Raw genomic sequence first — 25,055 nt, 5'->3', positions numbered from 1 at the left:
CCCTAATGCCGCGCGCTGTGCACCGGATGGGAATCGCTAGACGAAACCGGGATGTGCGACCATTTGTTCCCGCGAATTCGGGCGGGTTCTCGCGACGGCTCGCGGACGGTCTCGGCGTCCGGTCGCGAGTCGCCGTCACAGCGCCGCCAGAGCCCGTCGGATCGCCTGGTGGGCCGTCTCGTGACGGATGCGATCACGATCTCCCGCGATCACGAGCGAGTCGACTCGCGTTCCCAGGGGCGTGGAGACGGCGATGTGCACGGTACCCACCGGTTGTCCGTCTTGCTCGTCGGGACCGGCGACGCCGGTGGTCGCGATCCCCACCTGAGCCGCCGCGCCATCGATGCCGAGCACGTCACGGACACCGCGAGCCATCTGGCGCGCCACGCGGGGATGCACGGCCCCGTGCGCCTCGAGCAGAGCCGCATCGACGCCCAGCACGCTGTGCTTCAGATCGGTCGCGTACGCGACGACTCCGCCCCGCACGACGCGTGACGCCCCCGGCACATCGACCAGCGACGACACCACGAGCCCACCCGTGAGCGACTCGGCGACCGCGACGGTCCACCCCAGCTCCACCAGCCGCTCGATCAACGACGCCGCACTCTCACGAGGGTCTCGGACGAAGGTCTCGTCGAAGTCCTCGGGAACGCCGTCGATCATCGGGCGACTCGGCCCTTGCGCGCCGCTCTGATCTCGGTGACGACGTAATCGAGGCCCGAGGCGATGGTCAGCACGACCGCGATCGTCATGGTGATCACGCTCACCCACCAGACGGTGTTCTGCCACGCGCTCGCGTCGGACAGACCGGCGAACGGAACCAACGCGATCGAGAGCGCCACGGCCTGGGCCACGGTCTTCAGCTTGCCCATCCAAGCGGCCGCCAGCACGTGGTCGCTGACGACGATGAAGCGGTAGATCGTGATGCCGATCTCTCGGATCAGCACGATGATCGTCACCCACCAGGGCAGTTCGCCGAGCAGAGACAGACCGACGAACGCCACGCCCGTCAGAGCCTTGTCGGCGATCGGATCGAGGAGTTTGCCGAGATCGCTGACGATGTCGTACCGACGGGCGATGTACCCGTCGATGCCGTCGGTCGCGATCGCGACGATGAAGACGACCGCGGCCGCCCACCGGAGTCCTCCGCCCCGTCCGTCATCGGCCAGCAGCAACCACAGGAACACCGGCGCGCACAGGATGCGCGCGATGGTGATCGCGTTGGGGAGTTGGGGGTGCACTGCCATCAGTCGCGTCCTGTCAGCTGCCAGGCGTCTTCCGAGCCTTCGTCGTCGTCGCTCTCGACGACCGGGAGGCCATCGTACTGAGACGCGATGGCATCGGTACCGTAGCGGTCATCATCGGCGAGGGCCGATGCCGCCGACGGAGCCGCTGCCGGCGCGGGTGCCGACGGGGCGTCGTCGCCGCGCAGACGAGCGATCACCGCGGGAAGCTGCTCGTTGGTGACGAGCACGTCGCGGGCCTTCGATCCCTCGGACGGTCCCACGATCTCTCGGGATTCGAGCAGGTCCATCAGGCGGCCGGCCTTCGCGAAGCCGACGCGGAGCTTGCGCTGCAACATCGAGGTCGACCCGAACTGCGTCGAGACCACGAGCTCCGCCGCAGCGAGCAGCAGCTCGAGGTCGTCGCCGATGTCGGCGTCGATCTCTTTCTTCTCGGCGGCCACCTGCACGTCGGACCGGTACTCGGGCCGCGCCTGCTGGGTGACGTGCGCGACGACCTTCTCGATCTCTTGCTCGCTGACCCACGCCCCCTGCACGCGGACGGCCTTCGAGGCCCCCATCGGCAGGAAGAGCCCGTCGCCCTGACCGATGAGACGGTCGGCGCCCGGCTGGTCGAGGATGACGCGAGAGTCGGTAACGCTCGTCACGGCGAACGCGAGACGCGAAGGCACGTTGGCCTTGATGAGACCGGTGACCACGTCGACCGACGGACGCTGCGTGGCGAGGACGAGGTGGATGCCGCTCGCACGGGCGAGCTGCGTGATGCGCACGATGGAGTCCTCGACGTCACGGGGCGCCACCATCATGAGGTCGGCGAGCTCGTCGACGACCACGAGCAGGTACGGGTACGGCTTGAGCACCCGCTCGCTGCCCGCGGGCAGCGTGATCTCGTTGTTGACGACGGCCTTGTTGAAGTCGTCGATGTGACGGAAGCCGAACGACGCGAGGTCGTCGTAACGCATATCCATCTCTTTCACGACCCACTGCAGCGCTTCGGCGGCCTTCTTGGGGTTCGTGATGATGGGCGTGATGAGGTGCGGAACGCCGGCGTACGACGTCAGCTCGACGCGCTTGGGGTCGATGAGCACCATGCGCACGTCGGAGGGCTTGGCCCGCATCAGCAGGCTCGTGATCATCGAGTTGACGAAGCTCGACTTTCCGGATCCGGTGGAGCCGGCCACCAGGAGGTGGGGCATCTTCGCGAGGTTCGCCACGACGAATCCCCCACCGACGTCCTTGCCGACGCCGATCGTCATCGGGTGCGTGGACGACGTCGCCGCATCGGAGCGCAGGATGTCGCCGAGCGTGACGATCTCGCGGTCGGCGTTGGGGATCTCGACACCGATCGCGCTCTTGCCGGGGATGGGCGCGAGGATTCGCACTTCGTTCGAGGCGACGGCATAGGCGATGTTGTTGGTGAGCGCGGTGATGCGCTCCACCTTCACGCCGTGCCCGACCTCGATCTCGTACTGCGTGACCGTGGGGCCGCGCGAGAAGCCCGTCACCCGGGCGTCGACCTTGAACTGCTCGAGGACGCTCTCGATGGCCTTGACCACCGCGTCGTTGGCGGCCGAACGCGCCTTCGGCGGGGTTCCGGCGGCCAACGCCGTGACCGCCGGCAGACGGTAGTTCGCCGCGGGCGGGGCCCCCGCATTGTCGCCGCCGAGGCCCGAGATGCCGGGCAGTTCGTGGTCGGGTGCGTCGTCGACGGGCGAGTCGTCGTGCAGCCCCCGACCGGCGGCGGCTCCGGCGAGGGCGCGCGCGTCGAACACCTCGGTGAGGGCATCGGGCGCGGGGGTCGACGGCACCGGCGGACGAAGGGGGGCGGTGACGGGCTCAGGTGCCACGACCGCGGATTCGAAGCCGCCCTGCGTGGTGCCGGGGCTGAGCAGGGTCGTAAGGTCGTCCGATCCCAGGGCGCCGTCGGTGTCTTCTTCGCGACCGGACTTGTTGCGCCGCCACCAGGGCAGCGACTTCTCGGCCGGCTCGTCGTCATGATCGTCGACGGGGAGGACCTTGGTGGTCGCGTCGCGCTCGACGCGCTCGGCGCCGAACATCCAGGCGTAGAGGTCGCCGAGGCGACGGCCGATGCGGTTGGGCGGCGTCTTGGTGAGGATGAGGACGCTGAGCACGGCCAGCAGGGACAGGGCGATGTACGCGCCCACCTCGGTCAGCAGGGTGAGCGGTTCTCCGACGATCCAGCCGGCGATCCCCCCGGCGCGGCTGAGGACCGGCGGTCCGCCCTCGTTGGGGGCTGGTCGGCCGCCCGCGACGTGACAGAAGCCCGACACGGTGACGACGAACAGGCCGAAGCCGATGCCGACCCGGCCGTTGTCGTGGACGGAGGAGGGATGCCGGAAGAGCCATCCCGCCAGAAGCAGCAACAGCACGGGGAGCACGAAGGCGACCCGCCCGAAGAGGAGCCCGAAGCTGTACGCGCTGATCAGCGCCGCCGCCTCGGTTCCGATGAAGAACCATTCCACGACGGCACCGACGACGGCGAGCACGACGAGGAAGAACGGGAAGCCGTCTCGACGCTGATCCCGCTCGAGGTTCTCGGGGCCGAAGGTGCGGAACATCCCGCCGACCCCGTGGGCGAGCGCCATCCAGGCGCGGACGGCGGCCGAGGGCTTCTCGGGCTCGTCGACGTAGCGCTTCGGCGCCGGGGCCGAGGCTTTCGATCGCGGAGACCCCTTCGCGGGGGCGCGACCGCCGGTGGGGGACGAACTGCGAGCCATGCCTCCACGGTAGGCGGGACCCCCGACATTCGCCCGCACCGACGCGGGGTTCAGCCCAGGCGCTTCACCATCACGTCGCGTCCGATCCCGGGGCGCGTGACCGCGAAGCCCTCGGATCGGTACAGGCTGACGGCGTAGTTCCCGCGCTCGACGCTGAGGCTGATCCGGGCGTAGCCCTGCGCACGGGCATGATCGACGAGGCGCTGCAGGAGCGCGCGCCCGACGCCGTGGGCACGCCAGACGGGCCGGACGCCGATGATCAGCTCGGGTACCCCGGTGCCCACCCACCCGAATCCGGGTTCGTCGCGCGGCAGCATCCGGTACCAGGCCGCGCCGACGGCTTCTCCCCCGGGCGACTCGGCGATGAAGCCGGCGTCTCCGGGACGCATCCATCCCGCGATGTACCGGCGGTACTCGGAGCTGCTCACGATCTCGTGACGAGCACGTGCCGCTCCCGCGCGCCACAGGGCGGCCTCGACCGTCATGTCGGCGAGGAAGGCGCCGTCGGAGGCGACGGCCGCGCGGATCGGGAGACCGGGCATGCCCGAATGATAGCGGCGGCGCGCCGCTCCCGCGCCGGGTGAATCGACGAAGCGCCGCCGGCGAACCCGAGGGTCGTCCGGCGGCGCTTCGGAACGCGGGTCAGGCCTCGATGACCATCGGCACGATCATCGGCCGACGGCGCAGCGACTGGTTGACCCAGCGACCGATCGTGCGGCGCACGACCTGCTGCAACGCGTGGTTGTCGCGGACGCCCGACTTGGCGGCTTCGGCCAGGGCTGCGGCGATCTTGGGCTTGACGCTGTCGAAGACCTTGTCGTCTTCGGCGAAACCACGGGCGTGGATCTCGGGACCCGAGATGATCTTGCCGGTCGCCGAGTCGACGACGACGATCACCGAGATGAAGCCCTCCTCGCCCAGGATGCGACGGTCCTTGAGGTCGGCATCCGTGATCTCGCCCACCGACGAGCCGTCGACGTAGACGAAGCCGATGTCAATCTGACCGACCACGCGGGCGACACCGTCGCGCAGGTCGACGACCGTGCCGTTCTCGCCGAGGATCGTGTTCTCTTCGGGGATCCCGGTCTCGCGCGCGAGCTTCGCGTTGGCCATGAGGTGGCGGTACTCGCCGTGCACGGGCAGGACGTTCTTGGGCTTGAGGATGTTGTAGCAGTACAGCAGCTCGCCCGCGGCGGCGTGACCCGACACGTGCACCTTGGCGTTGCCCTTGTGCACGACGGTCGCGCCGAGCTTGGTCAGCCCGTCGATCACGCGGTAGATCGCGTTCTCGTTCCCCGGGATCTGGCTGGAGGCCAGGATGATCGTGTCGCCCTCGCCCGGCTCGATCGCGTGGTCGAGGTTGGCCATGCGGCTGAGCACGGCCATGGGCTCGCCCTGCGAACCGGTCGACATGTAGACGATCTTGTCGTCGGGCAGGTCGCGGGCCTTCTTGTAGTCGATCAGCACGCCGTCGGGGACGTTGAGGTACCCGAGGTCGGCGGCGATGCCCATGTTGCGCACCATGCTGCGACCCAGCAGCGCCACGCGCCGACCGTTCGCGTGCGCGGCGTCGAGCACCTGCTGCACGCGGTGCACGTGGCTCGAGAAGCTGGCGACGACCACGCGGCGCGGAGCGCGCGCGATGACCTGATCGAGCACCGGACCGATGGCCCGCTCAGTGGGCGTGAACCCGGGGACGTCGGCGTTGGTGGAATCGACGAGGAACAGGTCGACGCCCTCTTCACCCAGGCGGGCGAACGCGCGCAGGTCGGTGATGCGGCCGTCGAGCGGAAGCTGATCCATCTTGAAGTCGCCGGTGGCGAGCACGAGGCCGGCGGGCGTGCGGATCGCCACGGCGAGCGCGTCGGGGATGGAGTGGTTCACCGCGATGAACTCGAGGTCGAAGGGCCCGACCTTCTCGTGCTGCCCCTCTTTCACCGTCAGGGTGTAGGGGCGGATGCGGTGCTCTTTGAGCTTCGCCTCGATCAGCGCCAGCGTGAGCCCCGACCCGATGAGGGGGATGTCGCCCTTGAGCTTGAGCAGGTAGGGAACCGCGCCGATGTGGTCTTCGTGTCCGTGCGTCAGGACGACGCCGACGATGTCGTCGAGACGGTGCCTGATCGGCTCGAAGTCGGGCAGGATCAGGTCGACGCCGGGCTGGTGCTCCTCGGGGAACAGCACGCCGCAGTCGACGACGAGCAGCTTGCCCTCGTACTCGAAGACGGTCATGTTGCGTCCGACCTCGCCGAGACCGCCGAGCGGGACCACGCGCAGCGTGCCGGGCGCGAGTGCGGGGGGATCGTAAACAGTCGTGGGCATAAGTGCCTCCTCGGATGCCACCGCGTGGCATCCCCTCGTGTGGCGTCCCAGGCCGCGGATCGGCGGACGCCCATGTCTATCTCGTGGTGCCGTGCACCTTCGGCAGGGCACCGCCGGCGGCCGCGTTGCGGTCGGGGCGGAAGTTGGAGAAATCGGCACCCGCGACGTCGGCGACCAGGGCGAGCTCGTCTTCGATCACCGCGGCCTCCCACTCTTCGGGGCCGACCAGGGGCAGGCGCACGCGCGGGCTGGCGATGCGCCCGAGGCCGTGCAGGATGTACTTCGCGGCGACCGTGCCGGGCACGTGCGTCATGACGGCGCGCACGAGCGGCTCGAGGCCCCGGTGTGCGGCGGTGGCCGTGGCGAGATCGCCGGCGTTCACGGCATCCACGATCGTGCGGTAAGGCGCGGCGGCGATGTTGGCCGTCACGCCGATGAGCCCGCTCGCACCGATCGACAGGTGCGGCAGCACGTTGGCGTCGTCACCCGAGAAGTACATGAGGTCGGTCTGGTTGAGCACCCGGCTGACCTCGCTGAAGTCGCCCTTGGCGTCTTTGATCGCGAGTATGTTGGGGTGCTTCGCCAGGCGCAGGATCGTCTCGTACTTGATGGGCACACCGGTGCGGCCCGGGATGTCGTACAGGATCACCGGGAGGTCGGTCGCGTCGGCGACGAGACGGAAGTGCGTCAGGATGCCGGCCTGGGTGGGCTTGTTGTAGTACGGCGTGACGATCATGATGCCGTCGGCGCCGGCCTTCTCGCTGGCCTTGTAGAGCTCGATCGCGTGCGCGGTCTCGTTGGACCCGCCGCCCGTGAGGATCTTGGCGCGGCCCGCCGAGACGTCTTTGCCGACCTCGACCAGACGCAGCTTCTCGGGGTCGGTCAGGGTGGAGGTCTCACCGGTGGTGCCGGTGACGACGATGCCGTCGGCGCCCGCGGTGATGACGTCGTCCATGTGCTTCTCGACGGCGGGCCAGTCGACTTCGCCGTCGGCGGTCATCGGGGTGATGAGCGCGACGAGCACCTGACCGAAGGGATTGCCGGAGTGCGTCATGCACCCAGGATATCGGTTCGCGGCCCGCTCTCCGCGGCGTCCATCTGCATGATCGGTGGGGCAGCAGTGAACATCGGGCGTCGAAGTGCCCCCGCTGCATGATGCCGGTCATGCATACCGACCACCGCGCGCGTGTGCGCGGCGCGCCAGGACCGCCGCCTCCACCAGATGCCATTCGTGCAGCACCATCGCGTAGTCGAAGCGCAAGGTCTCGAAACCCTGCGCCGCGGCAGTCGCGTCCCGGCGCAGATCTTTGTGCCGCAGCGACACCCCGTCATGGTTCTCGCGGCCGTCGACCTCCAGGATGATCCGCCCGTCGAGCAGGAAATCGACCACGCCGACGCCGGGAATGCGTACCTGACTCTCCAGGCGGATGCCGAGACGACTCAACCGCAGCCGAAGGATCGACTCGAGGCCGCTGTCGGCATCGGGACGCGCGAGGTCGACGAGCCATCGTCGTCCAGCGCGCAGTCCCGCCCTCACCTCGGCCCGTTGTGCACGATCGATCAGCCCCTTGCGCCATGCGGACTCGAAGGCGGCGAAGAAGACCTCGTCTCCGAGGCAGGTCGCCACTTGCACGAGAGCCTGAACGACCGACACGACACCGAACGAGGCAGTCCCGGCATCGTGGTGGTTGACGCACCGGCATCCGGGATGACCGTGGCGGCGACCCGAGGTGCCCAGCCACACGTGGACGCGCGCATCGTCCTCCCACAACCAGACCCCGTACCGGCGGAGGGCGGAGGCGCACGCGACGGATCCGCCGTGCATCGCCGCCGTCGCGACGAGCGGATCGGTCTCGGGCAGAGCGAGCACGCCGTCGCGCAGGCGTTCGAACACCTCGCCCCGCACGAATCGGCGGACGTCGGCATGCGTGGCGCCGCGGCGGATCAGGTCGGCACGCCGCATCACGCCCCCGGCTCGCGCCACGAGTTCGATGGCGGTGGATGTGCGCACTCGTGCAGCGTGCCCGAGCGCGACCCGCGCTCGCGCACCTCCGGGCGCGGCTGTGGGTAACAGCCCGCCTGCCCGGCGGGCGGGGGGCGCGGTGGGCGGTCGATATGCATGATCGCTGGTGCGTCTGCGCACAGATGTGGCGAATGGAGCCGTCGCGCCCAGCCCGCTCCTGCATCTGAACCACGGCACGAGCCGCGCCGTAGGGTGACCTCATGGCCTGGACCACCCGCGCATCGCGCACCGTCTACGAGAACCGCTGGATCCACGTGCGCGAAGACGAGGTGACGGGGCCCCACGGCGACGGTATCTACGGGGTCGTCCGCGTGCAGCACCCGGCGGTGTTCGTGATCGCCCTCGACGACGACGAGCGCGTGTGCGTCATCGAGCTCGAGCGCTACACGACCGGGCGTTCGCTCGAAGTGCCCGCGGGCGGCTCCGACGGCGAGGATCCGCTCGAGGCCGCGAAGCGGGAACTCCTCGAGGAGACCGGGGTCACGGCATCCGAGTGGCACTACCTCGGCCGCATGAACGCCCTCAACGGCATCGCCGACGCCCCGGAGCACGTGTACCTCGCGCGGGGTCTCGAGACGACGGATGCCACGGCGTCCCAGCACGAGGAGGGGATCGACCAGGTGCGATGGATCCCGTTCACAGAGCTGCTGGCCCTCGTGGCCGACGGCACCGTCTCGGACGGCGAGACGATCGCCGCCCTCGCGTTCGCCGGCATCCACCTGGGACGCTTCCGCTGAGCAGCGACCCGGCCGTCGCGGTGGCCCGAGCCGGCCGCGGCTCAGGGAGTTTCAGCGCCCTCGGGCGGCGGCGCGCACGACCAGCCCGTCGGGCAGCAGCCGCGACGCGGCGACCAGCGCCTTGTACCGCAGCGACGGCACCGACACCGCGCGTCCGCGCGCGGCATCGCGGAGTCCTTCGCGCACGACGTCTGTGGCCGTCAACCACATTCCCGGCGGCACCCCCTCTTCGCCGGGAGGCAGGCCCAGACGCTCGTGGAAGTTCGTGTGCACGAACCCCGGGCACACCGCGGTGACGCTGACGCCCCGCTTACGGTAGGCGACGTTGGCCCAGCGGCTGAAGGAGATCAGCCACCCCTTCGCCGCGCCGTAGGTGCCGCGCGGCACGAAACCCGCCACCGAGGCGACGTTGACGATGCGTCCACTCCCCCGCGCGAGCATCGCCGGCAGCGCGGCGTGCGTGAGACGCAGGGCGACCTCGACGTGCAGACGCAGGTGACGCACCTCGTCGTCGACGGCGTTCTCGTCGAACGCGAGGTCGAGTCCGAAACCGGCATTGTTGACGAGGATGTCGACGCCCGCGGCCACCCGCCTCTCGACGAGGGCCACGGCGTCGTCGTCGAGAAGGTCGGCGACGACGACCTCGACCCCGACGCCGTGCGCGGCACGCACGTCGGCGGCGACGGCCTCGAGTGCCTCGCGATTGCGGCCCACGAGCACGACGTCGGCTCCGCGGGCGGCGAGCTGACGGGCGAACTCCGCGCCCAGACCGGAGCTCGCGCCCGTGATGAGAGCGGTGCGCGTCATCTCAGGCGCCCCGGCGCTCGTAGGTCTCGAAGCGGTACCGGATGCCGCTTCGCGATACGTGCCATCCCTCGACAGGGGCGGCGGCGACACGCGACCATCCGTCGAGGCTCGGAGCGTGGGTGTCCCCGTCGACGGCGACGTCGAGGCGGGTGAGCTCGATGCGGTCGGCGTGGCCGATCGCCTCGGCGTAGAGCTGCCCGCCCCCGATGACCCACGCACGCTCTCCCTCGGCGCGGTCGAGTGCTGCGTCGAGCGACCCCGCGCGATCGGCACCCTCGGCGGACCAGTCGTCGGAGCGCGTGACCACGATGTTGCGCCGGCCGGGCAGCGGCCGGAAGCGCGGCGGGAGCGATTCCCACGTACGCCGACCCATGATGACGTCGGACGACCCGGTGACCTCGCGGAAGTGCGCGAGGTCTTCGGGGACGTGCCAGGGCATTCCTCCGTCGGCGCCGATGACGCCGCCGTGGGCCTCGGCCCAGACGAGCCCGATCGAGGTCATACCGCGACGGCTCCCCTGATGGCGGGGTGGTGCTGGTAGCCCTCGACGATCACGTCGTCGTAGCGGTAGTCGAAGATCGAGTCGGGCGTGCGGGCGAATCGCAGCGTGGGCAGGGCGTACGGCTCCCGCGTGAGCTGCTCCTGCACCTGCGCGCGGTGGTTGTCGTAGACGTGGCAGTCGCCGCCCGTCCAGATGAACTCGCCGGGCTCCAGGCCGGTCTGCTGAGCGACCATCAGGGTCAACAGCGCGTAGGAGGCGATGTTGAACGGCACCCCCAGGAACATGTCGGCGCTGCGCTGGTACAGCTGGCACGACAGCTTTCCGTCGGCGACCGAGAACTGGAACAGCGCGTGGCACGGCGCGAGTGCCATGTCGGGGATGTCGGCGGGATTCCACGCCGACACGATCAGCCGACGGGAGTCGGGGTCGCGCCGGATCTGCTCGACGACCTGTGCGATCTGATCGATCGTGCCGCCGTCGGCGGTGGGCCAGGAGCGCCACTGCACGCCGTACACGGGTCCGAGCTCGCCGTCGGCGTCGGCCCATTCGTCCCAGATCGAGACGCCGTTCTCTTTCAGCCAGCCGACGTTGGACTCACCGCGCAGGAACCACAACAGCTCGTACACGATCGACTTGAGGTGCACGCGCTTGGTCGTGATGAGAGGGAACCCGTCGGCGAGATCGAACCGGATCTGTCGGCCGAAGACGCTCGTGGTGCCGGTGCCGGTGCGATCGGACTTGTGCGTGCCGTTCTCGAACACGTCGCGCAGCAGGTCTTCGTACGGGGTGAGGATGTCGGCGGTCACGCGCTTCACGATACCCGCGCGGGGCCCGCGACGACCCTGCCCGTACGGCATCGCGGACATCCGCTATCTGGGGAGGAGGGGTACTCCCGTCACGCGACGACTCATCCGCCCCGGTGTCGGTGGCGGCGGCTACCGTTGACGATCGTGGACCTGACCCTCGCCCTCGTGATCGCCGCCGCGCTTCTCGCGGCGACCGCCGCGGTGGGCCTGCTCCTGCGGCGCGGTCAGGGGCGCGTCCGCGCCGTCGACTCCGCCGAGTCGATCGACCCGCGCACGCTCGGCACGGGTCCCCTGGGCGAGAACGCGACCCTTCTGCAGTTCAGCACCGAGTTGTGCTCGCTCTGCCCGGGCGTCCATCGTCTGTTGTCGGCGGTCGCCGACGAGCGCACCGGTGTCCGCCACCTCGACGTCGATCTCACCCATCGCCCCGACCTCGCCCAGCGGTTCCGCGTGCTCCAGACCCCCACGACCCTCGTGCTCGACCGCACCGGCACCATCCGCACCCGTATCGCCGGCGCACCGACCCGCGCCGTCGTCGAAACCGAACTCGATCGTCTGCACGAAGAGGCCCCGCATGTCTGAGAACGCCCGCATCGACGTCCGCGGCCCCCGGTTCGCCGCGTCGATCACCGCCGTCCTGTTGCTGATCGCCACGGTGCTCAGCCTGACCGGCGTCGCGACGGCGCACGAGACGTCCTCCCCCAACGGCTGGCTGCTGCCGCAGGTCTCGGTCGTCGCGCGGATCGTCGATCCGGGCTTCCTGCTGCTGCTCGTCATCGCACTGCTTTTCGTCTGGGGGGTCGCCTCCCCGCGCACCGCCCCCTGGGGTGTGCTCTTCCGCCGGGTCGTCCGACCGCGCCTGTCGCCGCCGACCGAGTTCGAAGACCCGCGTCCCCCGCGGTTCGCCCAGGGCGTCGGCCTGTTCGTCACCGCGGTCGGTCTCGTCCTGCACCTCGCCGGGGTCCCCTGGGCCCTGCCGATCGCCGCCGCCATGGCCTTCGTCGCCGCCTTCCTCAACGCCGCGTTCGGGCTGTGCCTCGGATGCCAGCTCTACCTCGTTCTGCAGCGCGTCGGCCTCATCGGGCGCCGGGGCACGGCATCCGCCTGACAGCCACCTTCGCGGAGGCTGTCAAGACCCGAGCGGTGTGGCAGACCCTCGTTAGGCTGGCCGCGTCGCGGTCGCTCCGACCGCGCGTGATGATGGAGGTCCCCATGGCCGTCACGAGCGAAGCAGCCACCGCCTGGAAGGGCAGCCTGTTCGAAGGTTCGGGTGAGGTGACGTTCACCTCGTCCGGCATCGGCACCTTCGGTGTGAACTGGAAGGCCCGCAGCGAGGGGTCGAACTCGGTCACGACCCCCGAAGAGCTTCTCGCCGGTGCGCACTCGGCGTGCTTCAGCATGGCGCTGTCGAACGCCCTCGCCGAGAACGGCACCCCTCCCGAGTCGGTCGACGCCACCGCGTCGATCACGTTCAAGCCCGGCACCGGCATCACCGGCAGCCACCTGAACGTCAACGCCGTCGTGCCCGGTCTCGACGCCGCGACGTTCGAGAAGATCGCCGCCGATGCGAAGGCCAACTGCCCCGTGTCGCAGGCGCTCGCAGGCATCGACATCACCCTCGAGGCCACGCTTGCCTGAGTCTTCGGCCCGACGCGTCGTCATCGCCGGCGCGTCGGGCCTCATCGGCTCCGCTCTGGCCGATTCGCTGCGCTCCGACGGCGTCGAGGTCACCGCTCTCGTCCGACACGAGCCACGCGACGCAAACGAGGTGCAGTGGCTCCAGAACGCCGCCCCGCTCGATCCCGACGTGTTGGCCGGAGCCGACGCGGTCGTGTGCCTGAACGGCGCATCGATCGGGCACTTCCCCTGGACACCGTCGTACAAGAGCCAGCTGCTGTGGTCGCGCGTCACGCCGACGCGCACCCTCGCCGCGGCCGTACGCGCGTTGGGCGACGACGCTCCGGCTCTGATCAACGCGAGTGCCACCGGGTTCTACGGCTCGCAGCCCGGCGTCGTACTGACCGAGACCTCTCGGTCGGGTCGGGGTCTGCTCGTCGACATCTGCGTCGAATGGGAGGCCGCGGCCCGCGGGGCGGGCGACAAGGCGCGCGTCGCGTTCCTGCGCACGGCTCCCGTCGTGCACGAGCAGGGGGTGCTCAAGCCCCTGCTGCTGCTCACCAAACTCGGCATCTCGGGCCCCATCGGCCGCGGCACTCAGGTGTGGCCGTGGATCACGCTCGAAGACGAGGTGCGCGCCATTCGGCACGTCATCGACTCCGACCTCGACGGTCCGGTCAACCTCACCGGTCCCACGCGGGCGACCGCCAACGATCTGGGGTTCGCCCTCGCCCGACGCATGAACCGGCCCTACGCCCTGCGCGCCCCGATCTGGGGCGTCAAGCTCGCTCTCGGCGCCGACGCCACCGAGGCGCTGCTGACCTCTGACGCCGACGTGCGTCCGACCGCCCTCGAGAACGACGGCTTCACCTTCACGCACCGCACGGTCGACGAGGCCGTGGCCTCGGCCGTCCCCGCCCACGCCGCCGCCTGAGACGCCCGCGCCGGGCAGTGCTTCTCGCCCGGCGCGGTGCGGTCGCGGCGCCGTCGGCGCCCCGGCTGCGACTCAGCGCGCGCGGCGCTCCGCGCCCTCGAGTCGGATCGCCGTGCGCACCGACTCGCGTGCACGGCGTCGATCACCCGCCGCGTCGTAGGCGAGGGCCAGGCGGTATCGGGCCCGCCAGTCTTCGGGGTGCGCCTCGACGTCGGCGCGGTACTGCGGAAAGAGGGCGTCGCCGTCTTCGCGCTCGATGCGCCCGCTGGGACGCACCGGCAGGTCTTCGTCGGGCAGCCCGCCCTCGGCATCGAGGCGCTCCCCCAGGCGCTGCGCGCCCACGCCGAACCACAGCTCCCGGCCGATGGCCCAGAGTGCCAGCAGCGGAAGCACGAGGAGCGCGACGCCCATCGCGATCCCGACCCCGTCGCCGCTCGTGAGCAGCACGATCGCCCGCTGTCCGGCCAGGACCACGTACAGCAGAAGCAGCACCGTCATCACGGCGACGGCGATGCGCGTTTTCATGCGCTGGTGGCGCCCGCCACCTGGCCCGAGACGTCGCCGTCGGCGATCGGGGCCCCCGGCTCGATCGGGCGGGTGCGCACGCCGATGTCGATGAAGCTGTCGAGCCCGACGATGACGCCCCGCGCCTCGCGCGCCGCCGCGAGGGCGATGCGGATGCCGGGGGCATAGGCCGTGGCGGGCTCCACCGTGTCGTGCACGATCGTGAGCGACTCACCGGCCCCCGACAGCACGGTCTCTTGGCGAGCGACCACGCCCGGTCGCCGCAGCGAGTGGATCGGCACGGAGGCCACCCGCTGACCCCGTGCGCGCTGGTCGACGTGCGGCGAGTCGACGGGACCGACCTCGGCGCGCGCCGCGGCGATGAGCTCGGCGGTTCGTACGGCGGTTCCACTCGGCGAGTCGATCTTGGTCTCGCGGTGGGCCTCGACGATCTCGATCGACGGGAAGAACGGGGCGGCCGCGGCCGCCAGCGCGCTGCCGATGACGGATCCGAGCGAGAAGTTGGGGATGAACACGGCACCCGTGCCACTGGCCTCGACGAGCGAGCGGACGAGGGCGATGCGCTCGTTCGACCAGCCCGACGTTCCGACGAGCACGTTGATGCCGCGCTCGATCGCGGCGCGCACGACATCGATCGAGACGGCGGGGGTCGAGGCATCGACGACCAGGTCGGCGCCGTCGAGTTCGCTGAGGTCGGAGGTCGACGTCAGGATCGCCGAGACCTCGTACCCGTTCCCGGCCTCGACGACCTCGCGGATCACCCCGCCCAGTTTGCCGGTACCGCCCACGATGGCCACACGCGTCGTCATGCGTCCAGCCTAGGCGGCGCGCACACGTTCGACGCGCTGTCCACAGATGTACGGTGCGCGGTCCGTCAGACCGGGAGCGGGTCCATCAGCCCCGTGCGCAGCTCGACCGGCAGGTGCGCCAGGTCGTTGTGCGAGAGCAGCGTCCAGGGGCGGCCCTTCTTCTGCGCGATGACGGTCAAGCCGCAGTAAGCCTGATTGATCGTCATCCAACGCCAGTCGGGGGCCTGCAGCACCTCGCGGACGAACCACGAGATGACGAAGTTGTGGGTGATGACGAGCTCGTGCACCTCCCCCGCCTTGCGGGCGAGGAACTCGGCGGTGGCGTCGGCCATCTGCGCGCGGCCGGCCTCGATCTCGGCCTCGGAGACCGACCCGAAGAACGACTCGTAGGCCGCGGGCGTTTCGGGCGTCATCCCCGTGGGTACGCAGTCGAACAGCAGGGCCGACGACTCCGGAGCCACCGACGGCAGACGCTCGGCGACGGCTCGCGCCGTCTGCGCCGCACGCTCGAGCGGGGAGTGCCACACCGCGTCGAGCGGAAGCCCCGACAGCCGGTCGGCCAGCAGGGCCGCCTGACGCTGACCACGCGGAGACAGGGGGCCGTCGGTGAGCCCGTGCTCGGCATCCTGGTGCTCGCCGTGGCGCACCAGATAGATGTAGTGCGTCACGTCAGCTCACCTCGTCGTCGATCTGCCGTCCCCCGGCCCCGTGTTCCAGCCTACGTCACGCTCTCGCGCGCGGGCCGGTCACTCGGCGGCGCGTGCGATATCCGCCAGCTGCGCCCGGCTGAGGCGCACGCCCACGGCGCGCATGCATTCGACGACGTGACGAGGCGCGAAGGCGTTGACGATGGGGGCGGTGACGATCTTCTGCGCGAGCAGCCAGGCGACGGCCACCGCGGCATCCGGGATGCCGAGCTCGGTGCCGACGGTGTCGAGGGCGCGCAGCACACGAGTCCCCCGGCGGTTCAAGTTGGCGGCCAGTTGGAACCCCCGCACCGACTGCGACGACTGGTCGCGCGTGCGGGTCTCGCCGGAGAGGAAACCGTGCGCCAGGGCGTGCGACGGCGTCACGGCCATCCCCTGCGCCGACGCGATCAGTCGCAGGTCGCCGTCGAACTCGTTCCGGCGCAGCACGTTGTAGGGAACGTCGAGCACCGAGATGCGCGGGTAGCCCGCCGACGACAGGATGCGGGCCTCGACGAGCTGCGCGGCGGTGTACCCGTGCGCACCGATGGCCCGGACCTTGCCCGAATCGACGAGCCACTCGCTGGTGGCGAGCGTGTCTTCGAGCAGGGCCGTGTCGCCGCGGGCGGCGTCGAGCGACAGCACGTCGATACGGTCGGTGCCCAGGCGCGTGAGCGACGCCTCGACGGCACGCACGAGGTTGACGGAGTCGAGCCCGGGGTTGTCGGGGTGTCCTCCGATGCGCACGGTGACCACGGCCTCGTCGCGCATGCGCCGGGTGCGCAGCCACTCACCGATGATGAACTCGCTGCGGCCGGCCGCGTAGCTGTCGGCGGTGTGCAGCGCGTTCCCACCGAGCTCTGCGTAGGCGTCGAGGATGTCGTGGCTGGCGCCGGCGTCGACGTTCCAGCCGAACTCCCCCCCACCGAGGAAGAGCGGGAAGACCTCGAAGCCGGTCTCACCGAGCGGAACCCGCACGTGGGAGCCCAGACCGGGCCCCTGCAGGGTGATCGGAGAAGAGGGGTGCGACGCGCGATCACGACGCAGGCGTGGCGAGGCCGTCTCGTCGACGCCCGGGCCGCTCATGGTGAATCCCCTCGATGCCGGGCGACGGTACGGCGAACCCGTAACTGCACGCCCCCCGACGTACTTCGAGGCTAAAGCTTCGCCCGCGGTGGGCCGCCGATTCGCCCGCCCCGGCGATAAACATTGCGTAACGCTTGTGCACCGATCACCCCATGCGTCACACCCGTCACACGACGGATGCCCGCCCCGCGAGAAGCGGGACGGGCATCCGATCAGACGAGAGGATCAGCCTTCGGCGGGAGCCTCGGGGCCCTCGCTCGCGGCGGCCGAGCTCTGCGTGTCGGCGGGCTCGGTCGCGTCAGCGGCCTCGTCGACGACGGGCTCGAGCGACAGCTTGCCGCGGTCGTCGATCTTCGTGATGCGCACGAGGATCTTGCGACCGACCGACAGCACGTCTTCGACGTTCTCGACGCGCTTGCCACCGGCGAGCTTGCGGACCTCGCTGACGTGCAGCAGTCCGTCCTTGCCGGGCAGGAGCGAGACGAACGCACCGAAGGTCGCGATCTTGACGACCGTGCCCAGGAACTGCTCGCCGACCTCGGGGTTGGTCGGGTTGGCGATCGCGTTCACCTGCGCACGGGCAGCCTCGGCCGAGGGGCCGTCGGTCGCGCCGATGTACACGGTGCCGTCGTCTTCGATCGAGATCTGGGCGCCGGTCTCGTCCTGGATGGAGTTGATCGTCTTGCCCTTGGGTCCGATGAGCTCACCGATCTTGTCGACCGGGATCTGCACGCTGATGACGCGGGGCGCGGTGGGCGCCATCTCGTCGGGGGCGTCGATGGCCGAGTTCAGGACGTTGAGGATCGTCAGACGAGCCTCCTTCGCCTGGGTGAGGGCAGCGGCGAGCACCGACGACGGGATGCCGTCGAGCTTGGTGTCGAGCTGGATCGCCGTGATGAACTCCGACGTACCCGCGACCTTGAAGTCCATGTCGCCGAGGGCGTCTTCGGCGCCGAGGATGTCGGTCAGGGCGGCGTAGCGCGTCTGTCCGTCGACCTGGTCGGTGACCAGGCCCATGGCGATACCGGCGACGGGAGCGCGCAGCGGCACACCCGCGTTCAGCAGCGACAGGGTGGAGGCGCAGACGGAGCCCATCGAGGTGGAGCCGTTGGACCCGAGGGCCTCGGACACCTGACGGATCGCGTACGGGAACTCCTCGCGGCTGGGCAGCACGGGCACGAGCGCGCGCTCGGCCAGGAAGCCGTGCCCGATCTCGCGACGCTTGGGGCTGCCCACGCGACCGGTCTCACCGGTCGAGTACGGCGGGAAGTTGTAGTGGTGCAGGTAGCGCTTGCTCGTGATGGGCGACAGCGAGTCGATCTGCTGCTCCATCTTGAGCATGTTCAGCGTGGTGACGCCCAGGATCTGGGTCTCGCCGCGCTGGAAGATCGCCGAGCCGTGAACGCGCGGGATGACCTGCACCTCGGCGTCGAGCGGACGGATGTCGGCCAGACCGCGGCCGTCCATGCGGACGCCCTCGGCGAGGATGCGACCGCGGACGATCGTCTTGGTGACCGACTTGTACGCGGCGCTGAACTCGAGCGTCGCGACGGCGGGCAGCTCACCCGACTCGACGGCGGCGACGAGCTCGGCCTTGACCGAGGTCTTGATCTCGTCGTCGGCGTTCTGACGATCCTGCTTGTCGGCGATCTGGTACACCGGCACGAGGCGGTCGTAGGCGCGACCGGCGACGAAGTCGTACGTCTGCTGGCTGTAAGCCGGGAAGACGGGGAACGACTGGATCTCCTTGGCCGCCGTGCGGGCGACCTCGTTCTGCGCGTCGACCAGCTGGCGCAGGAACGGCTTGGCCGCTTCGAGGCCTTCGGCCACGACCTGCTCGTTGGGCTTGGTGGCGCCGCCCTTGATCATGTTCCAGCTGCCCTCGGTGGCCTCGGCCTCCACCATCATGATGGCGACGTCGCCGTCGTCGAGCACGCGGCCCGCGACGATGAGGTCGAAGACGGCCTCTTCGAGCTGCGTGACGGTCGGGAACGCGACCCACTGGTCGGCGTTCTCACCGTGGCCGGGAATGAGCGCGAGGCGCACACCGGCGATGGGACCCGAGAAGGGCAGACCCGAGATCTGGGTCGACAGCGACGCGGCGTTGATCGCGAGGGCGTCGTAGAACTCGCCGGGTGCGATCGACAGCACGGTGACGACGATCTGAACCTCGTTGCGCAGGCCCTCGACGAACGAGGGGCGCAGCGGGCGGTCGATGAGGCGGCAGACGAGAATGGCCTCGGTCGAGGGGCGACCCTCGCGGCGGAAGAACGAGCCGGGGATCTTGCCGGCGGCGTACGAACGCTCTTCGACGTCGACGGTCAGCGGGAAGAAGTCGAAGCCTTCACGCGGGTGCTTGCCGGCGCTGGTGGCCGACAGGAGCATGGTCTCTTCGTCGAGGTAGGCGGCAACGGCGCCCTGGGCCTGCTGAGCGAGGCGTCCGGTCTCGAAGCGGATGGTGCGGGTGCCGAAACGGCCGTTGTCGAGAACGGCTTCAGCGGCGGTGATTTCTGGACCTTCCAAGAGGTCCCTCCTTCTTTGTTTAGGCTCGCCGCCCCGTGTGGGCGACGAGCTGCATGCGAAGGAGCAGGAACAGGCAGAAAGGGCGCGCCGACGTGTCGGCCCGGAAATCCCGGCGACTGGCCACCAGTAGACGACCACCCGGCAAACGACGGGGAGTCCACCACAGGGGACCAGCGTCTGCCGGCCTGCTCCGTGAGCTCATGTGTAATTGAGCGGATGCCAAGACGGCATCGTCCTCACCCTACCAGCGCCGCGCGGAACGGGGTGGTCACCGCACGGCTTCGTGCTTTAGCGTGACCTCATGGGCATCATCCGTCGCAGCAGTCACACGCTCCTCGTGTGCGTGCCCCTCGGCGCGGCGATGGCCCCCCTGTCGGCCGCCGCCGCCTCACCCGCCTCCGCGACGAGGGCCGTGACCGCCGCCGTCGATGAGGCGGCCGTCGCCCAGGTGAAGCAGGCGCTGGATGCCGCGGAGCAGTCCGCCGCGTCGGCGTCGCGTCGCGCGCTCGACACCTCGGCGACCGCCGAGCGCACCCGACTGCTCGCGGAGTCCACCGCCGCCCGCGCCGAGACGCTGACGGCGCAGAGCACCGCCGCCGACGCGCACCTCTCGTCCACCCGCACCCGGGCGGGCGCCAGCGCCTCACGCCTCTACCGCACCACCGGGAGCGGCCCCCTCGTGGCGCAGCTGCTGACGGGCGCCGATCCCGACTCCCTGCTGTCGCGTCTGGGCATCCTGGATCGGATGGCGACCGTGGCGGCGCGCACGGCCGGCCAGGCCCGCAGCGCGGCCGACGTCGCCACGTCTCTGCGCACCCAGGCAGAGCAGGCCCGCGCCGAGGCCGCACGCCTGGCAGCCGAAGCGCAGACGACGGCGGCCACCGCCGCCGCCGAGGCCGCGACCGAGACGGCGACCGTCGCCGCCGCCCAGGCCCAGCTGAACGACCTGTACGCGCAGCTGGCCGAGTTGCGGCGCACGACCGCCGAGCAGGAGCGCGCAGCGCGCGAGCGCGAGAAGGCCGAACGCGACGCCGCCGAGCCCGGCGGATCGACCGGCGGCGGTCCGGGCTCCGGGGACGAGGGCGGTGGGTCCGGCGGCGGCTCGGGCTCGGGCGGCGGCGACTCGGGCGGCGGGTCCACTCCCGGCGGCGGGTCCGGCGACGGCGGCGGCTCCGGGAGCGGGTCGAATCCCGACGGGAACGGCAACGGCTCCGGAAGCGGCGGCGGGAACTCCGGCGGAGGCGGGAACTCCGGCGGAGGCAGCGGCGGAAATGGCGGCGGCTCGGACGGCGGCACGACGGCCCCCGCCGGCCCGGTGATGAGCCCGAGCGAGGCGCGCACCCATGCGCGCGGAGCGATCAGCGGCTACGGCTGGGGTGACGACCAATTCTCGTGCCTCGTGTCGTTGTGGAACCGCGAGTCGGGCTGGCGGGCCGACGCGCTGAACCCCTGGAGCGGTGCCTACGGCATCCCCCAGGCCCTTCCCGGCGAGAAGATGGCCTCGGCGGGTCTCGACTGGCGCTCGAACGCGGCGACGCAGATCTCGTGGGGCCTGCGCTACATCGCCGACCGCTACGGCAGCCCCTGCGGCGCATGGGCGCACTCGGAACGCACCGGCTGGTACTGACGCGGCCCCGCCGCCCGCTAGCTCACGAGACCACCCGTCCTTCGCGAACGCACGGGTCGTGGCGTGCGCTCTCGACGACGCCACCACGACGTCCGCGACAAGGCAGTCGTCAGACGGCGCGGGTACGCTCGCGATCGCCGCGGGTGGGCAGCTCGACGTAGCCCGCGTGCTTCGCCAGAATGCCGTCGCCCGCGGTGCGTCCGCGGACGCGGCGCCACACCCACGGCAGGGCGTCGCGCGTGAGCCAGGCGCCGTGCGGGGCGTCGTCGTCGGCGTGCAGCGCCTCGTCGAGTCCGAGCAGCGCCGACGCGTCGGGTACTCCCAGGGCCTCGGCCGCGCGATACGCCACGAGGCGATGCCCGGCCGAGCGCAGGTGCACCAGATCGTCGGCCCAGTGCGGCAGCTCGCCGAGGTCGGCGACGGCCTCGAGGTCGAGCAGGATCGCACCCTGCTCCTGCGCGATGCGACGCAGCTCGACGTTGTACGTCGCGAAGCGGCGCGCGAAGATGCGGGCCGCCGCGCGCCGGGGCAGGAAGGTCGTCACCAGGAGCACGTCGGCGCCCGTGCGGCGGATCGCGCGCACGGCGGACTCGACCTCGGCGACGATGGCCGGGATGACGGGCGCCGGTCCCACGAGGTCGTTGGCGCCGATGAGGATCGACACGAGGTCGGGCTCGAGGGCGAGCGCCGCGGGGACCTGCTCGTCGATCAGGTGACGCACCCGACGGCTGCGCACGGCCAGGTTGGCGTAGCGGAAAGGACCCGCGTCGCTGGTGTGCGCCAGCAGCTCGGCCAGACGATCCGCCCACCCGCGGTACTGCCCCGCCGGCATGCGCGACGCGTCGCACAGGCCCTCGGTCAGCGAGTCGCCGAGCGCGACGAAGCGCGTCCACCGCCCCCGGGTGCGGGATGCCGACAGGGTGGCCGGTCGCGTTCCCCCGCGCAGCAGCATGCTGTCGTCGACGGCGCGGAGGGCGACGGCATCCTGGTAGTGCCCGACCAGGTCGCGGGTGAGGGCCTGCCAGGTGCGCCCCTGTACCGCCTCGCGCGCGGCGCGGGCGAACGCGCGGCGCTTCGACTCGTCGCCGACGAGATCGGCGACGCGGGCGCGCAGGTCGTCGAGGTCACCGGGACGGTACAGCCAGCCGTCGACGCTGGAGCGCACCAGGTCGAGCGGCCCGCCCACGCCGGTCGCCACCACGGGAACGCCGCTGGCGAGGGCCTCCTGGATGGTCTGGCCGAACGTCTCGCTCTCACCCGGGTGCACGAAGACGTCGAAGCCCGCCATGGCCTGCGCCAACGCCGCACCCGACAGGTGCCCGGTGAAGACGGCATCCGGAATCGCCCTCTCGAGCGCGGGCCGCGAGGGGCCGTCGCCGACGATCACCAGGCGCGTGCCGGGTACGTCGGCGAGCGCGCGCAGGTCGTCGACCTGCTTCTCGGGGGCGAGGCGCCCGACGTACCCCACGATGCGTTCACCGTTCGGGGCCACCTCGGCCCGCCACGCGTCGTCGCGGTGCTCGGGCGCGAAGCGGACGGCATCCACTCCCCGACCCCAGCGGCGGATGCGGTCGACGCCCAGACCTTCGAGCTGGCGCGTCGACGCCGACGACGGGGCGAGGGTGAGCGTGGCGCGGCGGTGCAGGCGGGCGACGTGCCCGGCGACGAGCGCCGTGGCGTGGGGCAGGCCGTACTTCTGCGAGTAGGCGACGACGTCGGTCTGGTACACCGCGACCGAGGGGATCCTCAGCGCGTCGGCGGCGGCGAGCCCCTGCCAGCCGAGCACGAACGGGGATGCCAGGTGCACCACGTCGGGATCGAAGTCGCGCAGGAGGGCCCCGAGGCGGGCGGCCCGGGCGAACACCACGCGCACCTCGGGGTACGACGGCAGCGGCACCGAGCGCAACAGCTCGGTGCGCGCGCCGTGCAGATCGGCGGTGACATCGCCCGACTTCGGAGCGATGACCAGGGTCTCGTGCCCCGCCTCGGCCAGATGGCGCAGCACGTGCAGAACGGAACCGGTGACCCCGTTCATGTGGGGGAGGAAGGATTCGGCCAGCAGCGCGACTCTCACGTCTCCAGGGTGAGACCTCGGGCGGGCCGGTGGGGGCCGGATCGGGGCCAGGTTCGCGATGTTCACCCGATGCTCCGCTGGGCGTCACCGCCGCGTGGGCGGGGCGTCTCGATCGGCGGCGGAGAGTGACGGAATGGACGGTGTCGACGGGTGGCTGCAGGCGATCGCCGCGAGCCCGTGGGCCCTGCTCGGCATGGCGGTCCTCGTGTTCGCCGACGCCTTCCTCGTCGTCATCCCGGGCGAGGCGGCCGTCACCGCCTTCGGGGCACTGGCGGTGTCGCACGGCACGCCGCCGCTCCTCGGGGTCGTGCTCGTCGCCGCAGCCGCGGCCTTCGCGGGCGACGCCTGCTGCTACCTGGTCGGTCGCACGGTCGGCGTCGAGCGCTGGGCGTGGATGCGCCGCCCCCGCGTGCGCGCCGCCCTCGACTGGGCACGGGCGCGCCTGGAACGCAACGCCGCCGTGGTGCTGTTCACCGCGCGGTTCGTGCCGTTCGCGCGCCTCGCGGTCAACCTGGCCGCGGGCGCCGCGCGGGTGGCTCCGGCGCGCTACCTCGGGGTGGCGGCGGGCGCGGCGCTCGCCTGGGCGGCGTACCAGGCCGTGATCGGCGCGATCGTGGCCGCGGTGGTGCCGGGCGGGCCGGTCGTCGCGGTGGTCGTGTCGATCGTCGTGGCGGTGGGGATCGGCGTGGGGATCGATTCCGTGCTGGCGCGTCGCGCGAAGCGCCGGGTGGCGTCGCGGGGCTGATCGTCGGCGGCGGATGCCGGACCCCGGGCGCGACGCCGACGCGGGCCGGGTCTTCATACGATGTTCTCGGCACGCGTCTGTCGCGATGTCGGAGGCCCCGGGCAGCATGGGGGCATGAGCGACGGCTACGACCCGGACTTCCTCGGCATCCCCCTGCCCCTCCCCTCCCCCACCGCGCCGGTCACCCGGCTCGACTACCCGCGGTTCTCGGTGCTCCTCGACGAGGAGCGTCGGTTCGCCGCCGTCACCGGGGTGGTCGTCGACGGGGCGACGCTGCGCGAGCAGCCGCGCACGGGCGAGTGGCGGCTCGATCCGCGCGTCTCCGCCGACGCGCAGGCGGGACCCGAGGTCTACAGCCGCAATGACCTCGACCGCGGCCATCTCGTGCGGCGGCGCGATCCGGGCTGGGGCTCGGCGTCCGAGGCTCGAGCTGCCACCGAGGCGACGTTCTTCTACACGAACGCCGCTCCCCAGGCTGCGGGTTTCAACCAGTCGAAAGAGCTCTGGCTGGGCCTCGAAGACCACGTGCTCGCCTACGCCGAGACGACCGACCGGCGTCTCGCGGTGTTCACCGCCCCGGTGCGGGGCGCCGACGACCCGCCGTATCGCGGCATCCGCGTGCCCCTGCGGTTCTGGAAGATCGCCGCCTGGCGCGACGGCGACGCCCTGGCCGCGGCGGGCTTCGTGCTCGATCAGAGCGCGCTCGTCGACACGCGGCAGGCTCTGACGGTGGCACCGCTCGGGGCGTTCCGCACGTTCCAGGTGCCCATCGCCGACATCGCGGCCGAAGCGGGGGTCGACGTGGGGCCGCTGCAGGCCGCCGACACGTTCGTGCGGCGGGGGCTGCGCCCGGTCGCGGCGCGCGAGCTGCGCAGCGCCGACGACATCGTGCTGTGAGGCGAGCGCTCGCGCCGACGCCTCGCTACCCCGCGCAGCACGGCGGCGCGCCCATCGACGCCTCCGCGAGCGACGACCCCGCGACGTCGGGGCCGCCGACCCGGCGCGTCAGCCCACCCGCACCGCGTGCAGAAGGGTGTCGATCGCGGCCGAAGCGTGCCCGCCCCGCAGCTCGGCATCGGCGCTCGTGCGCGTGATGCGCTCGCAGCGCTCGATGCGGAACCTCTCGTCGAGGGCGCTGCGCAGCAGTTCGGGCGTGTACAGGATCGCGGGGTCGGTCGGTCCGTGACCACCGGCGGCGATGTTGTCGACATCGTGACCGATCACGACGAGCGACCCCCCCCCCCCCCCCCCCC

General features: G+C 71.1%; 25 protein-coding genes. 8 read left to right on the top strand and 17 right to left on the bottom strand.

From position 1 onward, the window contains the following. Positions 1-135: 135 nt before the first annotated feature. The 7 genes from IFU19_RS14105 to IFU19_RS14075 all read right to left on the bottom strand — a co-directional run bounded on the left by IFU19_RS14105 (position 136) and on the right by IFU19_RS14075 (position 8,444). On the bottom strand, positions 136-663 hold the full coding sequence (locus IFU19_RS14105) for a CinA family protein (protein WP_055835141.1): 528 nt from the start codon (positions 661-663) through the stop codon (positions 136-138). Then, on the bottom strand, positions 660-1,247 hold the full coding sequence (gene pgsA / locus IFU19_RS14100) for a CDP-diacylglycerol--glycerol-3-phosphate 3-phosphatidyltransferase (RefSeq protein ID WP_055835138.1): 588 nt from the start codon (positions 1,245-1,247) through the stop codon (positions 660-662). The genes IFU19_RS14105 and pgsA overlap by 4 nt, the downstream gene beginning before the upstream one ends. Next, positions 1,247-3,982: a DNA translocase FtsK gene (locus IFU19_RS14095; protein WP_192212006.1), complete on the bottom strand. Its 2,736-nt coding sequence runs from the start codon at positions 3,980-3,982 to the stop codon at positions 1,247-1,249. Before IFU19_RS14095 ends, pgsA begins: the two co-directional genes overlap by 1 nt. Positions 3,983-4,032: 50 nt before the next feature. Further along, positions 4,033-4,524, bottom strand: a complete 492-nt coding sequence (locus IFU19_RS14090) for a GNAT family N-acetyltransferase (protein ID WP_192212005.1) — start codon at positions 4,522-4,524, stop codon at positions 4,033-4,035. 100 nt (positions 4,525-4,624) lie between these two features. Beyond that, on the bottom strand, positions 4,625-6,301 hold the full coding sequence (locus IFU19_RS14085; RefSeq protein WP_055835128.1) for a ribonuclease J: 1,677 nt from the start codon (positions 6,299-6,301) through the stop codon (positions 4,625-4,627). Positions 6,302-6,377: 76 nt separating this feature from the next. After that, positions 6,378-7,355 carry a 4-hydroxy-tetrahydrodipicolinate synthase gene (gene dapA / locus IFU19_RS14080; protein WP_055937074.1) on the bottom strand — a complete coding sequence of 326 codons (978 nt, stop codon included), beginning with the start codon at positions 7,353-7,355 and terminating at the stop codon, positions 6,378-6,380. Between the two features lie 108 nt (positions 7,356-7,463). Next, positions 7,464-8,444, bottom strand: coding sequence for a DUF559 domain-containing protein (locus IFU19_RS14075; RefSeq protein WP_192212004.1), 981 nt, complete (start codon positions 8,442-8,444; stop codon positions 7,464-7,466). A gap of 80 nt (positions 8,445-8,524) precedes the next feature. Here IFU19_RS14075 and IFU19_RS14070 point away from each other — a divergent pair, with 80 nt between their 5' ends. Beyond that, positions 8,525-9,061, top strand: coding sequence for an NUDIX domain-containing protein (locus tag IFU19_RS14070; protein ID WP_055937069.1), 537 nt, complete (start codon positions 8,525-8,527; stop codon positions 9,059-9,061). Between the two features lie 51 nt (positions 9,062-9,112). On the opposite strand, the gene IFU19_RS14065 is transcribed toward IFU19_RS14070, so the two are convergent. From IFU19_RS14065 to IFU19_RS14055, 3 genes are read right to left on the bottom strand one after another with little or no spacing between them, the layout of a single operon-like run. Then, a complete protein-coding gene (locus IFU19_RS14065) occupies positions 9,113-9,868 on the bottom strand; it encodes an SDR family NAD(P)-dependent oxidoreductase (RefSeq protein WP_191926178.1) in 756 nt (251 codons plus the stop codon). A 1-nt stretch (position 9,869) separates the two neighbouring features. Continuing rightward, entirely contained in the window at positions 9,870-10,370 is a 501-nt protein-coding gene (locus IFU19_RS14060; protein WP_192212003.1) for a dihydrofolate reductase, read from the bottom strand. Next, positions 10,367-11,227 (bottom strand): thymidylate synthase, encoded by an 861-nt coding sequence (locus IFU19_RS14055; RefSeq protein WP_249404162.1) that lies wholly within the window; start codon positions 11,225-11,227, stop codon positions 10,367-10,369. The genes IFU19_RS14060 and IFU19_RS14055 overlap by 4 nt, the downstream gene beginning before the upstream one ends. Before the next feature lie 93 nt (positions 11,228-11,320). Between IFU19_RS14055 and IFU19_RS14050 the strand changes: the two genes are divergently transcribed. From IFU19_RS14050 to IFU19_RS14035, 4 genes are all read left to right on the top strand, one after another. Beyond that, on the top strand, positions 11,321-11,758 hold the full coding sequence (locus IFU19_RS14050; RefSeq protein ID WP_342343430.1) for a TlpA family protein disulfide reductase: 438 nt from the start codon (positions 11,321-11,323) through the stop codon (positions 11,756-11,758). Further along, positions 11,751-12,284: a DUF4395 domain-containing protein gene (locus tag IFU19_RS14045; RefSeq protein WP_192212001.1), complete on the top strand. Its 534-nt coding sequence runs from the start codon at positions 11,751-11,753 to the stop codon at positions 12,282-12,284. Before IFU19_RS14050 ends, IFU19_RS14045 begins: the two co-directional genes overlap by 8 nt. Positions 12,285-12,388: 104 nt before the next feature. After that, on the top strand, positions 12,389-12,814 hold the full coding sequence (locus tag IFU19_RS14040) for an OsmC family peroxiredoxin (RefSeq protein ID WP_055835097.1): 426 nt from the start codon (positions 12,389-12,391) through the stop codon (positions 12,812-12,814). Next, positions 12,807-13,727 (top strand): TIGR01777 family oxidoreductase, encoded by a 921-nt coding sequence (locus IFU19_RS14035; protein ID WP_192212000.1) that lies wholly within the window; start codon positions 12,807-12,809, stop codon positions 13,725-13,727. Before IFU19_RS14040 ends, IFU19_RS14035 begins: the two co-directional genes overlap by 8 nt. Positions 13,728-13,799: 72 nt before the next feature. Here the strand turns inward: IFU19_RS14035 and IFU19_RS14030 are convergent, their stop codons facing one another. The 5 genes from IFU19_RS14030 to IFU19_RS14010 all read right to left on the bottom strand — a co-directional run bounded on the left by IFU19_RS14030 (position 13,800) and on the right by IFU19_RS14010 (position 19,356). Then, entirely contained in the window at positions 13,800-14,252 is a 453-nt protein-coding gene (locus IFU19_RS14030) for a hypothetical protein (protein ID WP_070408228.1), read from the bottom strand. Beyond that, positions 14,249-15,061, bottom strand: a complete 813-nt coding sequence (dapB, locus tag IFU19_RS14025; RefSeq protein ID WP_192211999.1) for a 4-hydroxy-tetrahydrodipicolinate reductase — start codon at positions 15,059-15,061, stop codon at positions 14,249-14,251. The genes IFU19_RS14030 and dapB overlap by 4 nt, the downstream gene beginning before the upstream one ends. 65 nt (positions 15,062-15,126) lie before the next feature. Beyond that, complete coding sequence (locus IFU19_RS14020) at positions 15,127-15,729, bottom strand: histidine phosphatase family protein (protein WP_055835084.1); 603 nt, start codon at positions 15,727-15,729, stop codon at positions 15,127-15,129. A gap of 78 nt (positions 15,730-15,807) precedes the next feature. Beyond that, positions 15,808-16,833 (bottom strand): aldo/keto reductase, encoded by a 1,026-nt coding sequence (locus IFU19_RS14015; RefSeq protein WP_055835081.1) that lies wholly within the window; start codon positions 16,831-16,833, stop codon positions 15,808-15,810. Positions 16,834-17,058: 225 nt separating this feature from the next. Beyond that, the gene (locus IFU19_RS14010; protein WP_191926181.1) at positions 17,059-19,356 is read right to left on the bottom strand and encodes a polyribonucleotide nucleotidyltransferase; all 2,298 of its coding nucleotides are present in this window, start codon (positions 19,354-19,356) and stop codon (positions 17,059-17,061) included. A gap of 301 nt (positions 19,357-19,657) precedes the next feature. Here IFU19_RS14010 and IFU19_RS16715 point away from each other — a divergent pair, with 301 nt between their 5' ends. After that, entirely contained in the window at positions 19,658-20,983 is a 1,326-nt protein-coding gene (locus IFU19_RS16715) for a hypothetical protein (protein ID WP_192211998.1), read from the top strand. A 109-nt stretch (positions 20,984-21,092) separates the two neighbouring features. Here IFU19_RS16715 and IFU19_RS14000 read toward each other — a convergent pair whose 3' ends face one another. Further along, the gene (locus tag IFU19_RS14000) at positions 21,093-23,057 is read right to left on the bottom strand and encodes a glycosyltransferase (protein ID WP_055835072.1); all 1,965 of its coding nucleotides are present in this window, start codon (positions 23,055-23,057) and stop codon (positions 21,093-21,095) included. 133 nt (positions 23,058-23,190) lie between these two features. On the opposite strand from IFU19_RS14000, the gene IFU19_RS13995 reads away from it, so the two are divergent. Beyond that, on the top strand, positions 23,191-23,802 hold the full coding sequence (locus IFU19_RS13995) for a DedA family protein (protein ID WP_192211997.1): 612 nt from the start codon (positions 23,191-23,193) through the stop codon (positions 23,800-23,802). A gap of 114 nt (positions 23,803-23,916) precedes the next feature. Continuing rightward, on the top strand, positions 23,917-24,699 hold the full coding sequence (locus tag IFU19_RS13990) for a DNA/RNA non-specific endonuclease (RefSeq protein WP_192211996.1): 783 nt from the start codon (positions 23,917-23,919) through the stop codon (positions 24,697-24,699). Between the two features lie 108 nt (positions 24,700-24,807). On the opposite strand, the gene IFU19_RS13985 is transcribed toward IFU19_RS13990, so the two are convergent. Further along, positions 24,808-25,026 (bottom strand): hypothetical protein, encoded by a 219-nt coding sequence (locus IFU19_RS13985; protein WP_192211995.1) that lies wholly within the window; start codon positions 25,024-25,026, stop codon positions 24,808-24,810. Between the last annotated feature and the right edge of the window lie 29 nt (positions 25,027-25,055).

Source organism: Microbacterium sp. CFBP 8794, from assembly GCF_014841235.1.
GTDB lineage: Bacteria > Actinomycetota > Actinomycetes > Actinomycetales > Microbacteriaceae > Microbacterium.
This window is presented reverse-complemented; position numbering and strand designations above follow the sequence as displayed.

Bases quoted from the DNA above. Each gene is read 5' to 3' on its own strand.
- IFU19_RS14105 (WP_055835141.1), bottom strand. From the start codon at position 663: ATGATCGACGGCGTTCCCGAGGACTTCGACGAGACCTTCGTCCGAGAC.
- pgsA (WP_055835138.1), bottom strand. From the start codon at position 1,247: ATGGCAGTGCACCCCCAACTCCCCAACGCGATCACCATCGCGCGCATC.
- IFU19_RS14095 (WP_192212006.1), bottom strand. From the start codon at position 3,982: ATGGCTCGCAGTTCGTCCCCCACCGGCGGTCGCGCCCCCGCGAAGGGG.
- IFU19_RS14090 (WP_192212005.1), bottom strand. From the start codon at position 4,524: ATGCCCGGTCTCCCGATCCGCGCGGCCGTCGCCTCCGACGGCGCCTTC.
- IFU19_RS14085 (WP_055835128.1), bottom strand. From the start codon at position 6,301: ATGCCCACGACTGTTTACGATCCCCCCGCACTCGCGCCCGGCACGCTG.
- dapA (WP_055937074.1), bottom strand. From the start codon at position 7,355: ATGACGCACTCCGGCAATCCCTTCGGTCAGGTGCTCGTCGCGCTCATC.
- IFU19_RS14070 (WP_055937069.1), top strand. From the start codon at position 8,525: ATGGCCTGGACCACCCGCGCATCGCGCACCGTCTACGAGAACCGCTGG.
- IFU19_RS14065 (WP_191926178.1), bottom strand. From the start codon at position 9,868: ATGACGCGCACCGCTCTCATCACGGGCGCGAGCTCCGGTCTGGGCGCG.
- IFU19_RS14060 (WP_192212003.1), bottom strand. From the start codon at position 10,370: ATGACCTCGATCGGGCTCGTCTGGGCCGAGGCCCACGGCGGCGTCATC.
- IFU19_RS14055 (WP_249404162.1), bottom strand. From the start codon at position 11,227: ATGCCGTACGGGCAGGGTCGTCGCGGGCCCCGCGCGGGTATCGTGAAG.
- IFU19_RS14045 (WP_192212001.1), top strand. From the start codon at position 11,751: ATGTCTGAGAACGCCCGCATCGACGTCCGCGGCCCCCGGTTCGCCGCG.
- IFU19_RS14040 (WP_055835097.1), top strand. From the start codon at position 12,389: ATGGCCGTCACGAGCGAAGCAGCCACCGCCTGGAAGGGCAGCCTGTTC.
- IFU19_RS14030 (WP_070408228.1), bottom strand. From the start codon at position 14,252: ATGAAAACGCGCATCGCCGTCGCCGTGATGACGGTGCTGCTTCTGCTG.
- dapB (WP_192211999.1), bottom strand. From the start codon at position 15,061: ATGACGACGCGTGTGGCCATCGTGGGCGGTACCGGCAAACTGGGCGGG.
- IFU19_RS14015 (WP_055835081.1), bottom strand. From the start codon at position 16,833: ATGAGCGGCCCGGGCGTCGACGAGACGGCCTCGCCACGCCTGCGTCGT.
- IFU19_RS16715 (WP_192211998.1), top strand. From the start codon at position 19,658: ATGGGCATCATCCGTCGCAGCAGTCACACGCTCCTCGTGTGCGTGCCC.
- IFU19_RS13995 (WP_192211997.1), top strand. From the start codon at position 23,191: ATGGACGGTGTCGACGGGTGGCTGCAGGCGATCGCCGCGAGCCCGTGG.
- IFU19_RS13990 (WP_192211996.1), top strand. From the start codon at position 23,917: ATGAGCGACGGCTACGACCCGGACTTCCTCGGCATCCCCCTGCCCCTC.